Genomic DNA, 15,564 nt, shown 5'->3' with positions numbered 1-15,564 from the left:
CAGGTACGACTGGCAGGGAAGCCAATGAAAACCGAACCAAAAACCCCGTTGCAGATACAACAGCAATCATCGCCTGAATCAACTCCCCGGAGTTCGCGAAGCCAGCAGACGAAAACAACCTCATGGCGCGGATTTCGCACTGAACTGAGAGAGCTTGGCAAACGCTTTCTTCAATATTTAAAACACCCTTTTCAAACACGTTCGATTCATTCCTATCAGGTCACAAAGGCGGAATCCGTCACACCTCAGGTGAACCAGAAGGAAATAGACTTTAATTCATTGTTTGAGCAAACCTGCGCAGCCGTTCTGCGACAGGAGCCGCACAGCCTCTCGAGAAAACAAAGTCAGAACATTGCCTCTGCCTTTCTGGTGGCCAACGGGCTGGCGCAATACAAAGTTCCTTCAAACGGTAAACGCACCGACTTTTCCATAGTTCCGCTCCAAAAAAAAGCACCCTCTTCCAAACTGACAGACATGAACGCAATGATCAGCCGTATGAAACTGTCTGAAATGATGGGCTTCTACCAGCAGGATGGTTTGGTGATTCCCCGCAAGGCAGGCTTATTGAAAGGCACACGCCAGCTTATCGCCGGACAGAAAAGAAGATTCACCGGTAAAGCGCAACGCAACAAAATTGAAGATATTGAAGCCTATGCCAGAGCCATCATTCAACAGGGGGAAAAGCTGTCTAACCCTGCCTCGGTCTATGTTGTTGTCTATCAGGACAGAGCGCCTGAGCAACCCGGCCATGCCGCGCTGGTGATTGGTGGAAAAGGAATAAACGGGAAAAAACCTCTCTATGTTTCCCACCTGGGGCTCGGGGAGTCCGTGCTGAGTAAAATAAAAGCCGTCTTCCCCGGCTCGTCTACCAAAGCCACCAGTCACGAATTCAGGCAAGACTGCGTACAGTTTGGGATGCCGGACTTTGTGGTTGAACTGAAAGGTATGGACCGGGACGAAATGGTTCACTATCTGGAATCAGTCAGAGACAAGGGCTACCACCTGACCAGCCACAACTGTGCCACTAAGGTCGGCAACCTGCTTCTGGCAGGCCTGCCGGAGGAAAACCGTAAGAACATTCATAAGCCTAACAGCTTCTGGACGCCGTATGACATTACGGTCATGGCGCAGCAGATCTGGAGACAGCAACAGATTGATTCATACGGATGATGACCGCAAAGTTCACTGCAAAGAGAAGGTTCACGCCTCCCTGACTCGAATCTGAATACCAGCTAACTGCGCCGCTGCTGCTTTTTCAGCGCTTTCCTTGCTCGCTGGCGCACCATCTTTTGCTTGAGCGGAGACAGTTTATCAATGAAAAGAATGCCATCCAGGTGATCGATCTCGTGTTGAAATGCTTCGGCAAGAATCCCCTCACCGTCCATTTCATAAAATTCACCATAACGATCCTGCGCCCGAACTTTAACCCAGCCAGCACGTTTTACCGCAGCCCAGCAACCGGGTAGCGACAAACAGCCCATTTCCATATTCTGCTCATCGGCTGAGTCAATAATCTCGGGATTAACCAGAACCAGCGGCTGGCTGCGATCAGAGGTAACATCAATAACCGCTACCCTGATATCCAGCCCAACCTGGGTGGCAGCCAGACCCGCACCGTTCACCTCATACATGGTTTCAAGCATGTCGTCGACGATTGCCTGAAAAGCGTCTCCGAAGTCAGAAACGGGCTTGGTGGGTCGTCTTAAATTAGGATGGGACTCGTCAACCAGTTGTAATAAAGCCATCTGTTTTCTTCTGATGATTGTCTGAAATGATCACTACACCAATATAGACAGAGCGGCTTTATATGAACAACCCCACCCACTGTTTGTCAGTGTAATTGCGACGGCAGTCGTTCTGCCCACTTCTGCAGTGCCACCTGCTGCATGTCCACCACCTCATCGCTTTCATCGACGATTTCACGACCCAACAGGGTTTCAATCATATCTTCCAGCGTCACAATGCCTCTGATATCACCATACTCGGTCACCACCATAGCGATATGATTGCGTTGCTCCAGCAGCGTTGTCATCAATCTTGGCAGGGATTCATTTTCAAGCACAGCAATGATCGGACGTTTCAGTTCACCCAGCGTCACTTTGCCATCCTTCTGATGATAAGCCATCAGGATGTCATTTTTCATCACAAAGCCATTGATATCATCCGGCTCATCGCTATAAACCGGAACCCTTGAGAAGGCATTGTCAGGGCAGGTCTGCAGATAAGTTTCTGCATCCATGGATTCAGGCAGAGTGAACAGGACTGAGCGAGGTGTCATGATCTCAATAATTTTCAAGTCCCTGAAGCGAAGCATGTTTTTAAGCAGGTCCGACTCAGTGCCGTGAAGAACACCTTCCTCCTCTCCAATATCTGCCATGGCACTGATTTCATCACGCAGATAATCACTCTTTTTATGTCTGGGAGTCAGCTGTCGGGTAACCTGTTCTGCCAGCCAGATCAACGGCATCTGCAACCTGATCAGAAAACTGACACACACGGCCGTAGAAGGTGCCAGTTTCTGCCAGCCATTCGCTCCCAGGGTTTTAGGGATAATTTCAGACACAAACAGAATCAACAGAGTCAGAACGGCAGCAAACAGTCCTGTCGAACCGTCACCAAACACACTGGCGGCCTGAGCCCCCGCCCCGGCTGCACCAACAGTGTGAGCAATGGTATTCAGGGTCAGCACAGCTGCCAGTGAACGATCGAGATTGTCGTACAATCCCCTGACTGCACTTGCCCAGGGACTCTGTTTCTTTTCCAGATTTATGACATAAGCCGGGGTGAGATGATGAAGAACCGATTCAAATACGGAACAGAAAAACGATACCACCAGGGCAACCGCTACAAACGCAACGAGCGCTAACACAAACAACTCCAGAGACTAAGATTCAGCGGCTATTGTAACGTCATCCAGAAGCGATTGACGACAAGGGAAGTTAGTAAAAACGGGAAAATAGAGAGGTATAGATACGAGTCAATTTTTTGCGGAGATATTTATGGTGGGTAAAAGGCACATACAAAAAAACCTGCAAAACTGCAGGTTTAATCGCTTTCAAAAAGTGGTCGGGGTAGAGAGATTCGAACTCCCGACATCCTGCTCCCAAAGCAGGCGCGCTACCAGACTGCGCTATACCCCGAACTGTGCGGCTTATTTAGACTCAGAACCATGAGCATGTAAAGTGGTCGGGGTAGAGAGATTCGAACTCCCGACATCCTGCTCCCAAAGCAGGCGCGCTACCAGACTGCGCTATACCCCGAACTGTGCGGCTTATTTAGACTCAGAACCGTGAGTATGTAAAGTGGTCGGGGTAGAGAGATTCGAACTCCCGACATCCTGCTCCCAAAGCAGGCGCGCTACCAGACTGCGCTATACCCCGAACTGTGCGGCTTATTTAGACTCAGAACCGTGAGCATGTAAAGTGGTCGGGGTAGAGAGATTCGAACTCCCGACATCCTGCTCCCAAAGCAGGCGCGCTACCAGACTGCGCTATACCCCGAACTGTGCGGCTTATTTAGACTCAAAACCATGAGCATGTAAAGTGGTCGGGGTAGAGAGATTCGAACTCCCGACATCCTGCTCCCAAAGCAGGCGCGCTACCAGACTGCGCTATACCCCGTATCCCTGAACAGAACAGCTGCCTTGTTCAACGACGGCGGCTAATCTATCAAAATGATTTGCGTATTACAAAAGTATTAACCGAAAAAATGGATTTTTTCAGATTCGCAGGCCAACATCTCAGAGTTTACCAGCCAGTTCCTTCAGAAATCAGCTGTTAACAATGGACACTCATTTCTGCCTTACACCGTTCACCCAGCTTTGCTTCTTTTGATCTGAGGCAGTAAAAAATGAACATATGATCAAGTTACTTCTGAAAGCTCATATTTTTCAGGCGACGCTCTCATTCGGCACACACAGATCGATGGTATGTTTTTAAAAACCAAAAAATACGCAAAAAGCCCATAAGCACAGGGCTATAAACGACAAAAACCCGAAGCCTTATGACTTCGGGTTTTTGAAATATGGCGGACCGGACGGGACTCGAACCCGCGACCTCCGGCGTGACAGGCCGGCATTCTAACCAACTGAACTACCGGTCCGCATATTCTTCTTGAAGCTAACGCTTCAACATAATGTTTGGTGGGTGATGACGGGATCGAACCGCCGACCCTCTGCTTGTAAGGCAGATGCTCTCCCAGCTGAGCTAATCACCCAATCAATCGCTGCGCCTGTCGTGCAACAATTTACTCTCTGCAAGGAGAAACTCCTTATCTGAGATAACAATGGCGGACCGGACGGGACTCGAACCCGCGACCTCCGGCGTGACAGGCCGGCATTCTAACCAACTGAACTACCGGTCCGCATAGTCTCTATAAAGAGCCTTCTTGAAGCTAACGCTTCAACATAATATCTGGTGGGTGATGACGGGATCGAACCGCCGACCCTCTGCTTGTAAGGCAGATGCTCTCCCAGCTGAGCTAATCACCCAATCAATCGCCGCGCCTGTCGTGCAACAATCTACTCTCCGCAAGGAGAAACTCTTTATCTGAGATAACAATGGCGGACCGGACGGGACTCGAACCCGCGACCTCCGGCGTGACAGGCCGGCATTCTAACCAACTGAACTACCGGTCCGCATAGTCTCTATAAAGAGTCTTTAAGAAGCTAACGCTTCAAAACTATGTTTGGTGGGTGATGACGGGATCGAACCGCCGACCCTCTGCTTGTAAGGCAGATGCTCTCCCAGCTGAGCTAATCACCCAATCAATCGCTGCGCCTGTCGTGCAACAATCTACTCTCCGTAAGGAGAAACAATGGCGGACCGGACGGGACTCGAACCCGCGACCTCCGGCGTGACAGGCCGGCATTCTAACCAACTGAACTACCGGTCCGCATAATCTTTTCGAAGCTAACGCTTCAACATAACATTTGGTGGGTGATGACGGGATCGAACCGCCGACCCTCTGCTTGTAAGGCAGATGCTCTCCCAGCTGAGCTAATCACCCTGTTCGTTACAACGCCTGTCGTATTGCAACTTACTCTCTATTAAAGAGCAATAATAATGGCGGACCGGACGGGACTCGAACCCGCGACCTCCGGCGTGACAGGCCGGCATTCTAACCAACTGAACTACCGGTCCGCATAATCTTCTTAAAGCTAACGCTTCAACATAATATTTGGTGGGTGATGACGGGATCGAACCGCCGACCCTCTGCTTGTAAGGCAGATGCTCTCCCAGCTGAGCTAATCACCCTGTTCGTTACAACGCCTGTCGTATTGCAACTTACTCTCTATTAAAGAGCAATAATAATGGCGGACCGGACGGGACTCGAACCCGCGACCTCCGGCGTGACAGGCCGGCATTCTAACCAACTGAACTACCGGTCCGCATAATCTTTTTGAAGTTAATACTTCAACACAATGTTTGGTGGGTGATGACGGGATCGAACCGCCGACCCTCTGCTTGTAAGGCAGATGCTCTCCCAGCTGAGCTAATCACCCTGTAGGAATTGCGATCTTATCGCAAGACACTCGTCGTTCAAGTGCGTAGTTAACGCAGCAGCATGTTACTGCTAAAAATTCGTTTTGCAATTCATTTATTTGCAAGCGAACTGATGAGATAAAAGCAAATGGCGGACCGGACGGGACTCGAACCCGCGACCTCCGGCGTGACAGGCCGGCATTCTAACCAACTGAACTACCGGTCCGCTAAACTCTGCGACACACAACTTATGGCACACTATACAGACGCTTAATCAAAATAAAAGTCTGCATATCTCTTTAATACTTTAAAGAGTGGTGGGTGATGACGGGATCGAACCGCCGACCCTCTGCTTGTAAGGCAGATGCTCTCCCAGCTGAGCTAATCACCCTGTGCGTTGAACTGTCTCTCAACAACGCGGCGCATTATAAGCAGCCAAACGTTCGTTACGCAACCATCTATAGACATTTTTTTTATAAGTATCAAAAACATGGCGCTTATTCCCTCTGCTGCCAGTACAACAAAGATCGGGCGGAAAAGCCCCACTCTGTTAATATGTTGCCCCAGTATTAAAGGATGGAATGCATCATGTGGTTTAAAAACCTGATTATTTATCGCTTCAGCAAGCCGTTCGAACTGAGTGCCGAAGACCTGGAAGAAAAGCTGAATGAAAAACGCTTTCGCAGCTGCGGCAGTCAGGACATGAGCACTTATGGCTGGGTTCCGCCTCTGGGTCGTCATGGCGACATGCTGACCCACGCGGCTAATGGATTTGCCATGGTGTGTGCGCGTAAAGAAGAAAAGATCCTTCCTGCCAGTGTGATTAATGACGTTTTAAATGAACGCATTGAAACGATTGAACAGGAACAGGGCCGACAGGTGTTCAGCAAAGAAAAGAAGACTCTAAAAGACGACGTCATCATGGAACTGCTGCCAAAGGCTTTTACTAAAAGTCAGAACACATTTGCCTATATAGATGCAGAAGCAGGCTGGATGATTGTTGACGCATCCTCCTTTAAAAAGGCAGAAGAACTGACCAGTTGCCTGAGAGAGTGTGTCGGCAGCCTGCCCCTTATTAATCCTGCCCTGAAAAATGCCCCTTCCGCCATTATGACTCAGTGGCTGCAACAAAACCCATCGGTACCTTCCCCCCTTTCACTCGGTTTCGACTGCGAACTGCGGGAACCAGGCGACGAGGGTGGCCAGATCAGTATAAAGAAGCAGGAACTGATCACCGACGAAATTCTGGCTCATCTCGACGCTGGCATGCAGGTCAGCAAACTGGCCTTAAACTGGGACGATGCACAAACCTTTGTTCTGGGTGACGATATGATTATCCGGAAGCTGAAGTTCACAGAAGTCATTGAAGAAAAACTGGATGAAATTAATGCAGAAACCGCTGCAGAACAGTTTGATGCCGACTTTTCTGTAATGACACTGTCGGTACGACAGCTGATTAAGGATCTGATTGAGGCTTTAGGCGGGGAATCTGAGCAATAACTGAGAAAAGCCGGACAGTAATCTGACCGGCTATCTGCCTTTAATGCATCAGGCCAAACAACTTGCCACGGTAGCGTTTGGCAACCGGGTTACCTGCTCCCAGCTGTTCAAACACTTTCAGCATTAGAAGTCGTGCGCCGTCTTCACGGAAAGCACGGTCACGACGAACAATCACCAGCAGGTTATCCAGCGCCGATTCAATGTCATCAGCAATTACAAGCCGTATGGCCAGCTGATAACGCGCTTCATGGTCGTTCTCGTCTTCATGCAGCTGCGCTTCCAGCACATCACGCTGAGGCGCCTCTGCCACCATCTCATAGAAAGCCAGCTTGGCCTTTGGCTGAGCAATGCCCGGGGCATCAGCAGGCAGTACAGCTAACAGCTGGCGAGCGTCGTCCATTCGCCCCAGCTCCAGCAGCAGGTTCACCTGGAGCACCTGCAGTCCATGATTATCAGGTTCTTCCTGCAGGATTTTCTGCAACAGCTCCAGCGCCTGCTCAATCATGCCAGCTTCAATCAGGGCATCGACCTGCAATTTAATCTGCTCTGCCGGGCTCATGGTCAACGGGTCAATCACTTCACGAAGCTGCTGTTCAGTCTGTGGGCCACACAGAACCTGCACCGGGCGCCCTTCATGCAGAAAGGCATGAACCGGAATGGCATTGGCACGCAATTGGGTAATCAGCTGCTGCGCAACTATCTGCTGCTCTTCAGCATCCAGTTTTGCCAGCACCATTTTGCCGCCATAGGCATTCACCAGCTGCTCCACCATTCGTAACTGCTGATTACTGGCCTCATCACTGCCCATACCAATGAACAACATCACCAGCTTTTCAGTTGAAAGCTGTAACACTTCCTGCAGGTTGCTTTCGGTGACATCCATGATGTTCCCTACTGCAGTGGACTCATTCATAAAAGCTCCTTATCAGCGTCTCGAGTCGTCAGATGTACGGAAAACTTTAATACAAAGTTAGAATAAACGGCACCCGGATAAAGGGCTATTCCGCACAGAATTCAGGCAAAACAAACGTTACCCACAAATTCTGTGGATAACTTTGTGGATGAAGTCATCATACTGACCAGAAAGACCCATGAATACTGAGCATCGACCAGATTGATCACTTTTTGATCAATTATTTTTTTATATTTTTCAATGACTTAAATTACACACTCATAAAATCAAGCACTTATGAATAATGCCTGAATTAAACGTCAAGGGGTTGACAATTGTGTATAAGACTTCAGGGATTATTGCGGCTCCAGCCATTTCTGGTGGAAAATGACGGGAACAGGCCGCCATTTTTCACCATCCTGCTAATAACTATTTGCTATTAACACTCAGCAGGGCTATCTGTAGTCCTTAATCAATCAGACCGTACTCACTTTTGAGTACCTCAATAATCTCTGCTTTTGGATTTTCAGACAGAGGCAACCGCTCACCTGTGATTTTTTCAGCGATGTCGATATAGGTGCTGGACACCTCCATCATCACCGATTCAGGCAACTCATTATCACGTGCCAGCGCCAGACGCTCATCCATGCGATCCTTGTTCAGCAGAATATCGGAATCCGGAAAGTGCTTCAGCAATTTCTGGCGGAAGCCTTCCTTGGAGTTCTCAACCACTTTACCTTTACGGTACATTGGCCCATCCCAGATACGTGAAGAGTCAGGGGTACCCACTTCATCCATGTAGATCAGCTTTTCCTGCCCGGACGCATCAGTGACATAACCAAATTCAAACTTGGTATCCACAAACACCTGATCCAGCCTGGATAATGCTTCACTGATGACATCAAAGCCTTCTTTCAGCAATACTTCATAACGATCAATATCTTCCTTGCTGCGGAAACTGAACGCCTCGAAGTTATCCTCAATGTTTTTACGGGTGATATTGACGTCATCAACCGCAGGGACACCAGGAATGCCTTCCAGAATGCCTTTGGTAGACGGAGTGATCAGCAACTCAGGCAGCTTCTGGTCCTTCTCCAGACCTTCGGGCAATTGAATGCCACAAAAATCGCGTTCACCTTTGCCGTAAGCCCGCCACATGGAGCCTGTAATGTACTGACGACAGATGGCCTCTATCATGACAGGCCGGGCTTTTTGCACAATCCACACCAGAGGGTGAGGAATATCGAGAATATGACTGTCTGCCAGCCCCTGTTCACGGAACAACCTGAACCAGTGATTGGAAATAGCGTTCAGCGCCGCGCCTTTGCCCGGTACTCCTTTCATGCCACCTTCACCAGACCACACGCAGTCAAAGGCGCTCATACGATCGGAAATCACCATGATGGCCAACGGTGCATTTTCCGCGACATCATAGCCTCTCTCTTTAATAAGGCGACGACTGTCCTCTTCTGTCAGCCAGTAGACGGAGCGGACTTTACCTGAATGCACAGGCAAGTCGGTGCGAATGGGTAAATCGTTGTTAACGGCCAATACTTTATCAGCAAGACTCATTGCCAATATCCTGTTTAATGAAATGTTGTGGATGATTAATTGTCCGGGCTCCGTTCGTCTGTCATCTCAACCACGTGAACCTGTTTGCCTGTCAGGCTCTGTGGATAAAAAAACGGATAACAATACAACATACAAACGCAAACTCAGACAGAGCAGAAACAGAAAGGATTTGTTTCTGGTAAAAACAAACAAAGGCTGGTCAAACCAGCCTTTGTTTATCCGTTAGTTCATATTGTCCTTAATCAGGTTCAGCACCTTCTGGCTGAATTCAGCAGGAGCAAACGCATTGATATTTTCCTCCACCGTCACCTGAATAACGCCTGTTAATTCACTGACCCGAATCAGGTAAGTAGATTGAGTGGACTCATCTTCATCGTTCTTGCCTTTGCCAAACAGTCTGGCAAAAAAGCCCGGTTTCTTTTCAGGCTGCCCTTTGACGACATCGCCCTGTTCATCTGCAAGAATATAGAACAGACCACCAGAGCGGTTTTTATCGGTCACTTCCAGACCTGCCTTGACCAGGGCCTGATCAATTGCAGCCCAGGCGCGAGCAAACGACAGTCGTTCAATGGTCATGGTCGGGTTGCCGTTGATATCAACAATTTCAACCTGATTGCCTAAGTCCAGGTTCTGTGCCAACAGAGAAACACTGCTGTCGTCCTCGTCCCGGACCAGGAACAGCATCAACTCGTTCAGCGTACCATTATCCATACGCTGACTGCGCTGCTCCATGTTATCCCAGTCTGCGGGTTCAGGTGCCGGCTCGTCACCCTCATCAGCTTTCGGGCGTCCCTTGTGTTGCAGATGAACCTCAGTGGTTCCTGCCGTTACACCTTGCCTGATCTCAATACGGAAACGGTCTTCCAGGGGCTCAGCGTCTTCTGCTCCCACCCAGCGCCCCACTGTGCGATAGATGAAACCACGCTCTTTATCCAGTCCCAGATCAACCCAGTCGGTTTCCAGGTATCCCTGCTTCGCATTCCGGGATAGCACGGGAATATCGTTCTCTTCCAGGAAACTCATGACACGGGGCCAGGTTTCGCTGGGACTTTTGGCTGCCAGCAACCACTGCTCGCCACCATCCCGTTGAATACTGTAGGTATCGCCTTCGCTGTGCTGCAGGCGCTGATCCGGACGGGGAGCCTGAAACCGCTGTTCCAGGTTGCTATGATCAGCCGTAATCGGGGGAATCACCAAAGAGTCACCCATTGGTCGGGTGTTGGTAAGATCCTCAGGCAACTGCAGCGGCTCACTGACCCGGGCCTGGGTGTAGTCACCCGACTTATCCCGGAAATACCCATCCCTGCCAAATGGATTTGCGCATCCTGCCAGCATTAAAGCCACAGCCACCACCGGCAAGGTTTTCATTGAGCGCGACCTCATTGTGCGCAACATAATGTCTCCATTAATCATCTATCCATACACTCAACCTGCCTTTTGAAGCAGACTGAGCCGTTTGTTCTGCCCGGCTTATGCCAGCTCAACCTGCTCCGTCGCCTGTTTCAGGGCTGAACGAAGCTCAGAATGATACATCTCACTCAGTGGCGTCAGTGGCAGGCGAATGCCATCCTGAATCAGCCCCTGCTCTTTCAACACCCATTTAACCGGTATCGGGTTGGATTCAACAAACAGCTTGCTATGCAGCGCGTCCAGCCGGTCATTAATAACGGTGGCTGTTTCACGATCACCGGCCATAGCCGCCATACACAGTTCATGCATCTGCCGTGGCACAACGTTGTTTGTCACAGAAATAACACCGTTGGCTCCCTGCAGCATCAGCTCCATTCCCGTTGCGTCATCGCCCGAATAAATGGCAAAGGACTCACCACACAGTTCACGGATCTGACGGCCACGTTCAATAATGCCCGTGGCTTCCTTGATACCGGCTATATTTGGGTGTCCGGCCAGGCGGGCAACCGTCTCAGGCAGCATATCCACAGCCGTGCGCCCCGGAACATTGTAGAGGATCTGGGGAATATCGACAGCATCTGCAATGGCTTTGAAGTGTCGGTACAGACCTTCCTGAGTCGGCTTATTGTAGTAAGGTGTCACCAGCAGGCAGGCGTCTGCCCCCAGACTTTTTGCCTCTGCCGTCAGCAGGATAGCTTCCTGGGTGGAATTACCACCGGTTCCGGCAATAACTGGAATGCGGCCATTAACCTGACCCACTACCCGTTTAATCACTTCGCAATGTTCTGGCACAGTGAGGGTGGCAGACTCACCGGTGGTGCCGACTGCGACAATACCATCGGTTCCTTCCTGGATGTGGAACTCAACGAGATCATGCAAACGCTTCCAGTCGAGATCCCCATCTTCAGTCATGGGGGTAACTAGCGCCACGAGACTACCGGTAATCATTGATGCACTCCACTGCGGAACGGTCTTGATCATTAAAAAAACTAGCGTAATGTTACTGATGCATACAGGTCTTAACAAGAGCGAGTTGACATTCTGGCCGACAGAGTCCAACTTTTACTATCGTTGGCGTCATTAGATAATAAGTAAAGGACAAAAAATGAGTTTTACCCTAGGTCAACCTGTTCCAGATTTCACTGCGCTGGCTACGAATAGTACTACTGTCTCACTTGAAGAACTGAAAGGCAAAAAGTTCGTTCTGTACTTCTATCCTAAGGACAATACGCCTGGCTGCATCAGTGAAGGTGAAGCCTTCCGGGATCTCCATGCTGAATTTCAGGCCGCAGGCACCCTGATCTTTGGCGTATCCAGAGAAAGCCTTGAATCCCATGAGAAATTCAAAGCTAAATATGAATTCCCCTTTGAACTGGTCTCTGACCCTGAAGAGACACTGTGCCAGCTGTTTGATGTCATCAAACTCAAGAAAATGTACGGGAAGGAATTTATGGGTATTGAGCGCAGCACTTTCCTGGTCGACAGTGCCGGAATTTTGCAGCATGAATGGCGAAAAGTGCGCATTAAAGGGCATGTGGAAGACGTCCTGCAGGCTGCTCAGGCTCTGACATAATCCAAAACAAACAGGCCTTGCAGGTTAGGGGGCGGGAGGTGAGAGCTCCCCCCAACCCGCAACAGCACTCAGTCAGGTTTTAACACCGACATCCTGAACCCTTGGCCAGGCATTCATCACCGCTTTCAGCAACGTTGCCAGAGGGATGGCAAAGAACACACCCCAGAACCCCCAGAAACCACCAAACACCAGAACCGCAATAATAATGGCAACCGGGTGCAGATTGACCGCTTCGGAAAACAGCAGTGGTACAAGAACATTGCCGTCCAGGGCCTGTATAAAGAGGTAGGCGATCATCAAAATGGTAAACTGCTGACCAAAACCCCACTGAAACAGTCCGATCAACGCAATAGGAATAGTCACGACCGTCGCTCCGATGTAGGGAATAACGACAGAAAAGCCAACCAGGGTAGCCAGCAGAACGGCATAGTTCAGTCCCATCAGGGCAAACAACACAAAACTGACACCACCGACAATCACTATCTCAATCGCTTTGCCGCGAATGTAGTTAGCAATCTGACTGTTCATTTCGTTCGCCACCTGATTAATCACACGACGACGCTTTGGTAATTGATTGCCAATCCAGTCCAGCAGAAGGTCTTTGTCTTTCAAAAAGAACAGCACAAGAATGGGTACCAGAATCAGGTAGACCAGCAACGCCATCACGTTGGTCAGGTTGGCAAGTGAGAAGGACAAGGCCCACTGCCCAAGCCCGGCAATCATTCCATTAATACTTTCGGTGACGGCTGCCGTTTCAGCTTCGGAAATAAACGCAGGAAAATGCTCAGGCAGCTCTCGCACCCAGGCCTGACCATGGTTCACCATTTTGGGAAGCTCATTCAGCAGCGAACTAACCTGCTGCCAGACCAGAGGCACCAGCAGAAACAAAGCGACCACCAGAACAGTTACAAACAGCACAAACACCAGTGTCACCGACCAGTTGTGACCCAGCCCCCGACTCTGTAGCCAGTTCACTACGCCCTGCATCAGAAACGCCAGCACCAGAGCTGCAAACACAGGGGCAAGCATATTGCCCATAGTGAGAATAATGGCGAAACCTGCTACCAGCAGAAGCAGCAGCACCAGAGCTTCAGAATCCGATAAATAGCGGTGCAACCACCCCTTTATAGTATCCAGCATTCGTACTATTCCTTAACTATCCCTTATTTGTGTCGCAGTGTGTGAATAAATACGCCCGACACCTGTTCCGATGAAATCAACTCATGGCCGCTGATGCGGGCAAAGCTTTCGAAATCCCGGACGGAACCAGGGTCCGTCGCCTGAACCCTGAGTACCTGACCGCTACGCAACTGCTTTAAACCCTGTTTGGCTTTGAGTAATGGCAAAGGACAGTTCATTCCCTTGAGATCCAGTTCCAGATCAACTTCAACCATGGCTGGCTATTCTCTCCCGTGGTACAACATGAACTCTATTTGAAACGTACAATGTTGCAGACTCATGATAACCCAGTATTGTACGCAATTTGTCGGCATCATGCTCCGCTGTCTGGAGATAACGGAGTGTAAAGAATTCATTACATTTTCTGTTTATTGCCCCTAATAGATTACCTTCCTCCGTCGATGATGTGTAAAATCGTAGAAATCTATTTTGTATTGCCGCAACGTAAACGATACATTGCACCCGACACCACACGAGTATGGACATTCTATGAAGCGACCGGGTTACCTCACGGCAGCCCTGCTTAGCACCTGGCTTGGACTTTCCTCAGCAGTTGTGAGCGCGGCCCCTATCGAACTCCCAAGCCTGGGCGACACGACGTCAGGCATTGTTTCTCCACAGCAGGAGTACGAACTGGGCCAGACCTACCTCAAATACCTGCGTAGCCGCACACCGACCATCAGCGATGCAGAAACCAAAGACTACCTGGAACGTCTGACCTATCGACTGGCTGAACACAGTGGCATCCACGACCACCGGTTGTCGACTATGATTATCGACAGCTCAGCCCTCAATGCTTTTGCGGCCCCCGGTGGCATCATTGGAGTCAACACTGGCCTGTTTTTCAATGCCAACAACGAAGCTCAGTTTGCAGCAGTGATGGCACACGAACTTGCCCACCTGAGCCAGCGCCACTACGCCCGGAATGTTGAAGAAGCCCAGCGTAAAAGCATCCCGACCGCAGCAGCCATCATTGCCTCGGTGGTACTGATGGCGACAGCGGGAAGCGACGCCGGTGTTGCGGCATTGTCCTCCACCATTGCCGGTATCCAGAGCAGCAGCCTGCGTTTCAGCCGCCAGTTTGAACGGGAAGCGGATAACCTTGGTATCATCACCTTGTCCAGGGCTGGTTTTGATCCAAACGCCATGCCGGAAATCTTTGAAGAAATGAACCGCTCCAGTCGTTACCAGAGTCGGCCGCCTGAATTCCTGCTAACACATCCGGTCACTGATAACCGGATTGCGGACTCCCGGGCCAGGGCCGCACAAATGCCCAGCGGAGGAACCAAAGGCAGTGTGGATTATCAACTGGTGCGCATGAGACTGTTTGCCCTCAGCGCAGAAAATCCGGCAGCCTTTGCTAAACAGTTGCAAAACGAACTGCAGGACGGTTACACCAGCGCTCCGGATGTCACCCGTTATGGTCTGGCACTGGCAAGCTATCTCAGCAAAGATTACGCCACAGCAGAAAAAGCGTTGAACACGCTACTGGAAAAGCACCCGAACAACCTTTACATGATCATGGCCAAAGCCCGACTGGAGTCCGCCCAGGGCAAACACAAAGAGGCGCTTGCCCGTATCGATCGGGCATTAAAGGTCTATCTGGATAACTATCCCCTGATGTTCACAAAGGCCGAACTGCAAACGGAAAGCAAAGACTTTACCGGTGCCAGAGATACGCTTCAGGCTCTCAGCCGCAGTCGACCGGATGACCCTGACATCTGGTATTACCTGGCAGAAGCTCAAGGTCAGGCAGGCGATATTCTCGGCCTGCATCAGTCCAGGGCAGAATTTTTCTTTCTAAGTGGCAACCTTGATGATGCCATCAAGCACCTTCAGTACGCCAAAAAGCTGGCTGGCAATAACTATGCGCTGACGGCTCGAATTGAGAAAAAACTCAGTGACGTCTATGCCTATCGAAACAAGTTAAAAAATAACTAAGGGCCAGATCAACC

Annotated in this window: 12 protein-coding genes and 19 tRNA genes; 4 read left to right on the top strand and 27 right to left on the bottom strand. The window is 50.1% G+C overall.

Annotation, left to right across the window (positions count from 1 at the left end):
- The first annotated feature begins 24 nt into the window (after positions 1-24).
- A complete protein-coding gene (locus V5J35_RS19625; RefSeq protein ID WP_354008755.1) occupies positions 25-1,170 on the top strand; it encodes a hypothetical protein in 1,146 nt (381 codons plus the stop codon).
- Positions 1,171-1,232: 62 nt separating this feature from the next.
- Here V5J35_RS19625 and def read toward each other — a convergent pair whose 3' ends face one another.
- From def to V5J35_RS19520, 21 genes are all read right to left on the bottom strand, one after another.
- A complete protein-coding gene (def, locus tag V5J35_RS19620; protein ID WP_354008754.1) occupies positions 1,233-1,745 on the bottom strand; it encodes a peptide deformylase in 513 nt (170 codons plus the stop codon).
- An 86-nt stretch (positions 1,746-1,831) separates the two neighbouring features.
- Positions 1,832-2,869, bottom strand: a complete 1,038-nt coding sequence (locus tag V5J35_RS19615; RefSeq protein ID WP_354008753.1) for a CNNM domain-containing protein — start codon at positions 2,867-2,869, stop codon at positions 1,832-1,834.
- Positions 2,870-3,063: 194 nt separating this feature from the next.
- Positions 3,064-3,140 (bottom strand) — tRNA-Pro (locus tag V5J35_RS19610).
- A gap of 43 nt (positions 3,141-3,183) precedes the next feature.
- Positions 3,184-3,260, bottom strand: a tRNA-Pro gene (locus V5J35_RS19605).
- Between the two features lie 43 nt (positions 3,261-3,303).
- A tRNA-Pro gene (locus V5J35_RS19600) sits at positions 3,304-3,380 on the bottom strand.
- A gap of 43 nt (positions 3,381-3,423) precedes the next feature.
- Positions 3,424-3,500 (bottom strand) — tRNA-Pro (locus V5J35_RS19595).
- A gap of 43 nt (positions 3,501-3,543) precedes the next feature.
- Positions 3,544-3,620, bottom strand: a tRNA-Pro gene (locus V5J35_RS19590).
- 404 nt (positions 3,621-4,024) lie between these two features.
- Positions 4,025-4,101: transfer RNA gene (locus V5J35_RS19585), tRNA-Asp, on the bottom strand.
- A 38-nt stretch (positions 4,102-4,139) separates the two neighbouring features.
- Positions 4,140-4,215: transfer RNA gene (locus V5J35_RS19580), tRNA-Val, on the bottom strand.
- A gap of 70 nt (positions 4,216-4,285) precedes the next feature.
- Positions 4,286-4,362 (bottom strand) — tRNA-Asp (locus V5J35_RS19575).
- 51 nt (positions 4,363-4,413) lie between these two features.
- Positions 4,414-4,489 (bottom strand) — tRNA-Val (locus tag V5J35_RS19570).
- A gap of 70 nt (positions 4,490-4,559) precedes the next feature.
- A tRNA-Asp gene (locus tag V5J35_RS19565) sits at positions 4,560-4,636 on the bottom strand.
- 51 nt (positions 4,637-4,687) lie between these two features.
- Positions 4,688-4,763: transfer RNA gene (locus V5J35_RS19560), tRNA-Val, on the bottom strand.
- Positions 4,764-4,816: 53 nt separating this feature from the next.
- Positions 4,817-4,893: transfer RNA gene (locus V5J35_RS19555), tRNA-Asp, on the bottom strand.
- A 38-nt stretch (positions 4,894-4,931) separates the two neighbouring features.
- Positions 4,932-5,007, bottom strand: a tRNA-Val gene (locus tag V5J35_RS19550).
- A gap of 57 nt (positions 5,008-5,064) precedes the next feature.
- Positions 5,065-5,141: transfer RNA gene (locus V5J35_RS19545), tRNA-Asp, on the bottom strand.
- Positions 5,142-5,179: 38 nt separating this feature from the next.
- Positions 5,180-5,255: transfer RNA gene (locus V5J35_RS19540), tRNA-Val, on the bottom strand.
- A gap of 57 nt (positions 5,256-5,312) precedes the next feature.
- Positions 5,313-5,389, bottom strand: a tRNA-Asp gene (locus tag V5J35_RS19535).
- A gap of 38 nt (positions 5,390-5,427) precedes the next feature.
- A tRNA-Val gene (locus tag V5J35_RS19530) sits at positions 5,428-5,503 on the bottom strand.
- A gap of 129 nt (positions 5,504-5,632) precedes the next feature.
- Positions 5,633-5,709 (bottom strand) — tRNA-Asp (locus V5J35_RS19525).
- An 89-nt stretch (positions 5,710-5,798) separates the two neighbouring features.
- Positions 5,799-5,874 (bottom strand) — tRNA-Val (locus V5J35_RS19520).
- Positions 5,875-6,071: 197 nt separating this feature from the next.
- Here V5J35_RS19520 and rdgC point away from each other — a divergent pair.
- Positions 6,072-6,983: a recombination-associated protein RdgC gene (gene rdgC, locus V5J35_RS19515; protein WP_354008752.1), complete on the top strand. Its 912-nt coding sequence runs from the start codon at positions 6,072-6,074 to the stop codon at positions 6,981-6,983.
- Positions 6,984-7,023: 40 nt separating this feature from the next.
- On the opposite strand, the gene V5J35_RS19510 is transcribed toward rdgC, so the two are convergent.
- The 4 genes from V5J35_RS19510 to dapA all read right to left on the bottom strand — a co-directional run bounded on the left by V5J35_RS19510 (position 7,024) and on the right by dapA (position 11,805).
- A complete protein-coding gene (locus V5J35_RS19510; RefSeq protein ID WP_354008751.1) occupies positions 7,024-7,896 on the bottom strand; it encodes a tetratricopeptide repeat protein in 873 nt (290 codons plus the stop codon).
- A gap of 447 nt (positions 7,897-8,343) precedes the next feature.
- Entirely contained in the window at positions 8,344-9,447 is a 1,104-nt protein-coding gene (locus V5J35_RS19505) for a phosphoribosylaminoimidazolesuccinocarboxamide synthase (RefSeq protein WP_354008750.1), read from the bottom strand.
- 222 nt (positions 9,448-9,669) lie between these two features.
- Positions 9,670-10,842 carry an outer membrane protein assembly factor BamC gene (gene bamC / locus V5J35_RS19500; RefSeq protein WP_354008749.1) on the bottom strand — a complete coding sequence of 391 codons (1,173 nt, stop codon included), beginning with the start codon at positions 10,840-10,842 and terminating at the stop codon, positions 9,670-9,672.
- A gap of 75 nt (positions 10,843-10,917) precedes the next feature.
- A complete protein-coding gene (gene dapA, locus V5J35_RS19495) occupies positions 10,918-11,805 on the bottom strand; it encodes a 4-hydroxy-tetrahydrodipicolinate synthase (protein ID WP_354011325.1) in 888 nt (295 codons plus the stop codon).
- A gap of 157 nt (positions 11,806-11,962) precedes the next feature.
- Between dapA and V5J35_RS19490 the strand changes: the two genes are divergently transcribed.
- Positions 11,963-12,430 carry a peroxiredoxin gene (locus V5J35_RS19490; protein ID WP_354008748.1) on the top strand — a complete coding sequence of 156 codons (468 nt, stop codon included), beginning with the start codon at positions 11,963-11,965 and terminating at the stop codon, positions 12,428-12,430.
- A 72-nt stretch (positions 12,431-12,502) separates the two neighbouring features.
- On the opposite strand, the gene V5J35_RS19485 is transcribed toward V5J35_RS19490, so the two are convergent.
- The gene (locus V5J35_RS19485; protein ID WP_354008747.1) at positions 12,503-13,570 is read right to left on the bottom strand and encodes an AI-2E family transporter; all 1,068 of its coding nucleotides are present in this window, start codon (positions 13,568-13,570) and stop codon (positions 12,503-12,505) included.
- Between the two features lie 23 nt (positions 13,571-13,593).
- Positions 13,594-13,824, bottom strand: a complete 231-nt coding sequence (locus V5J35_RS19480; protein ID WP_262568310.1) for a sulfurtransferase TusA family protein — start codon at positions 13,822-13,824, stop codon at positions 13,594-13,596.
- A gap of 340 nt (positions 13,825-14,164) precedes the next feature.
- Here V5J35_RS19480 and V5J35_RS19475 point away from each other — a divergent pair, with 340 nt between their 5' ends.
- Complete coding sequence (locus V5J35_RS19475) at positions 14,165-15,550, top strand: M48 family metalloprotease (RefSeq protein ID WP_354008746.1); 1,386 nt, start codon at positions 14,165-14,167, stop codon at positions 15,548-15,550.
- The last annotated feature ends 14 nt before the right edge of the window (positions 15,551-15,564 follow it).

Source organism: Endozoicomonas sp. NE40 (assembly GCF_040549045.1).
GTDB classification, from domain to species: Bacteria; Pseudomonadota; Gammaproteobacteria; order Pseudomonadales; family Endozoicomonadaceae; genus Endozoicomonas_A; species Endozoicomonas_A lisbonensis.
The sequence above is the reverse complement of the archived record's forward strand: the minus strand, read 5'-3'. Positions and strand labels throughout refer to the sequence as shown.

Bases quoted from the DNA above. Each gene is read 5' to 3' on its own strand.
- V5J35_RS19505 (WP_354008750.1), bottom strand. From the start codon at position 9,447: ATGAGTCTTGCTGATAAAGTATTGGCCGTTAACAACGATTTACCCATT.
- V5J35_RS19625 (WP_354008755.1), top strand. From the start codon at position 25: ATGAAAACCGAACCAAAAACCCCGTTGCAGATACAACAGCAATCATCG.
- def (WP_354008754.1), bottom strand. From the start codon at position 1,745: ATGGCTTTATTACAACTGGTTGACGAGTCCCATCCTAATTTAAGACGA.
- bamC (WP_354008749.1), bottom strand. From the start codon at position 10,842: ATGTTGCGCACAATGAGGTCGCGCTCAATGAAAACCTTGCCGGTGGTG.
- V5J35_RS19480 (WP_262568310.1), bottom strand. From the start codon at position 13,824: ATGGTTGAAGTTGATCTGGAACTGGATCTCAAGGGAATGAACTGTCCT.
- V5J35_RS19510 (WP_354008751.1), bottom strand. From the start codon at position 7,896: ATGAATGAGTCCACTGCAGTAGGGAACATCATGGATGTCACCGAAAGC.
- V5J35_RS19485 (WP_354008747.1), bottom strand. From the start codon at position 13,570: ATGCTGGATACTATAAAGGGGTGGTTGCACCGCTATTTATCGGATTCT.
- V5J35_RS19490 (WP_354008748.1), top strand. From the start codon at position 11,963: ATGAGTTTTACCCTAGGTCAACCTGTTCCAGATTTCACTGCGCTGGCT.
- dapA (WP_354011325.1), bottom strand. From the start codon at position 11,805: ATGATTACCGGTAGTCTCGTGGCGCTAGTTACCCCCATGACTGAAGAT.
- rdgC (WP_354008752.1), top strand. From the start codon at position 6,072: ATGTGGTTTAAAAACCTGATTATTTATCGCTTCAGCAAGCCGTTCGAA.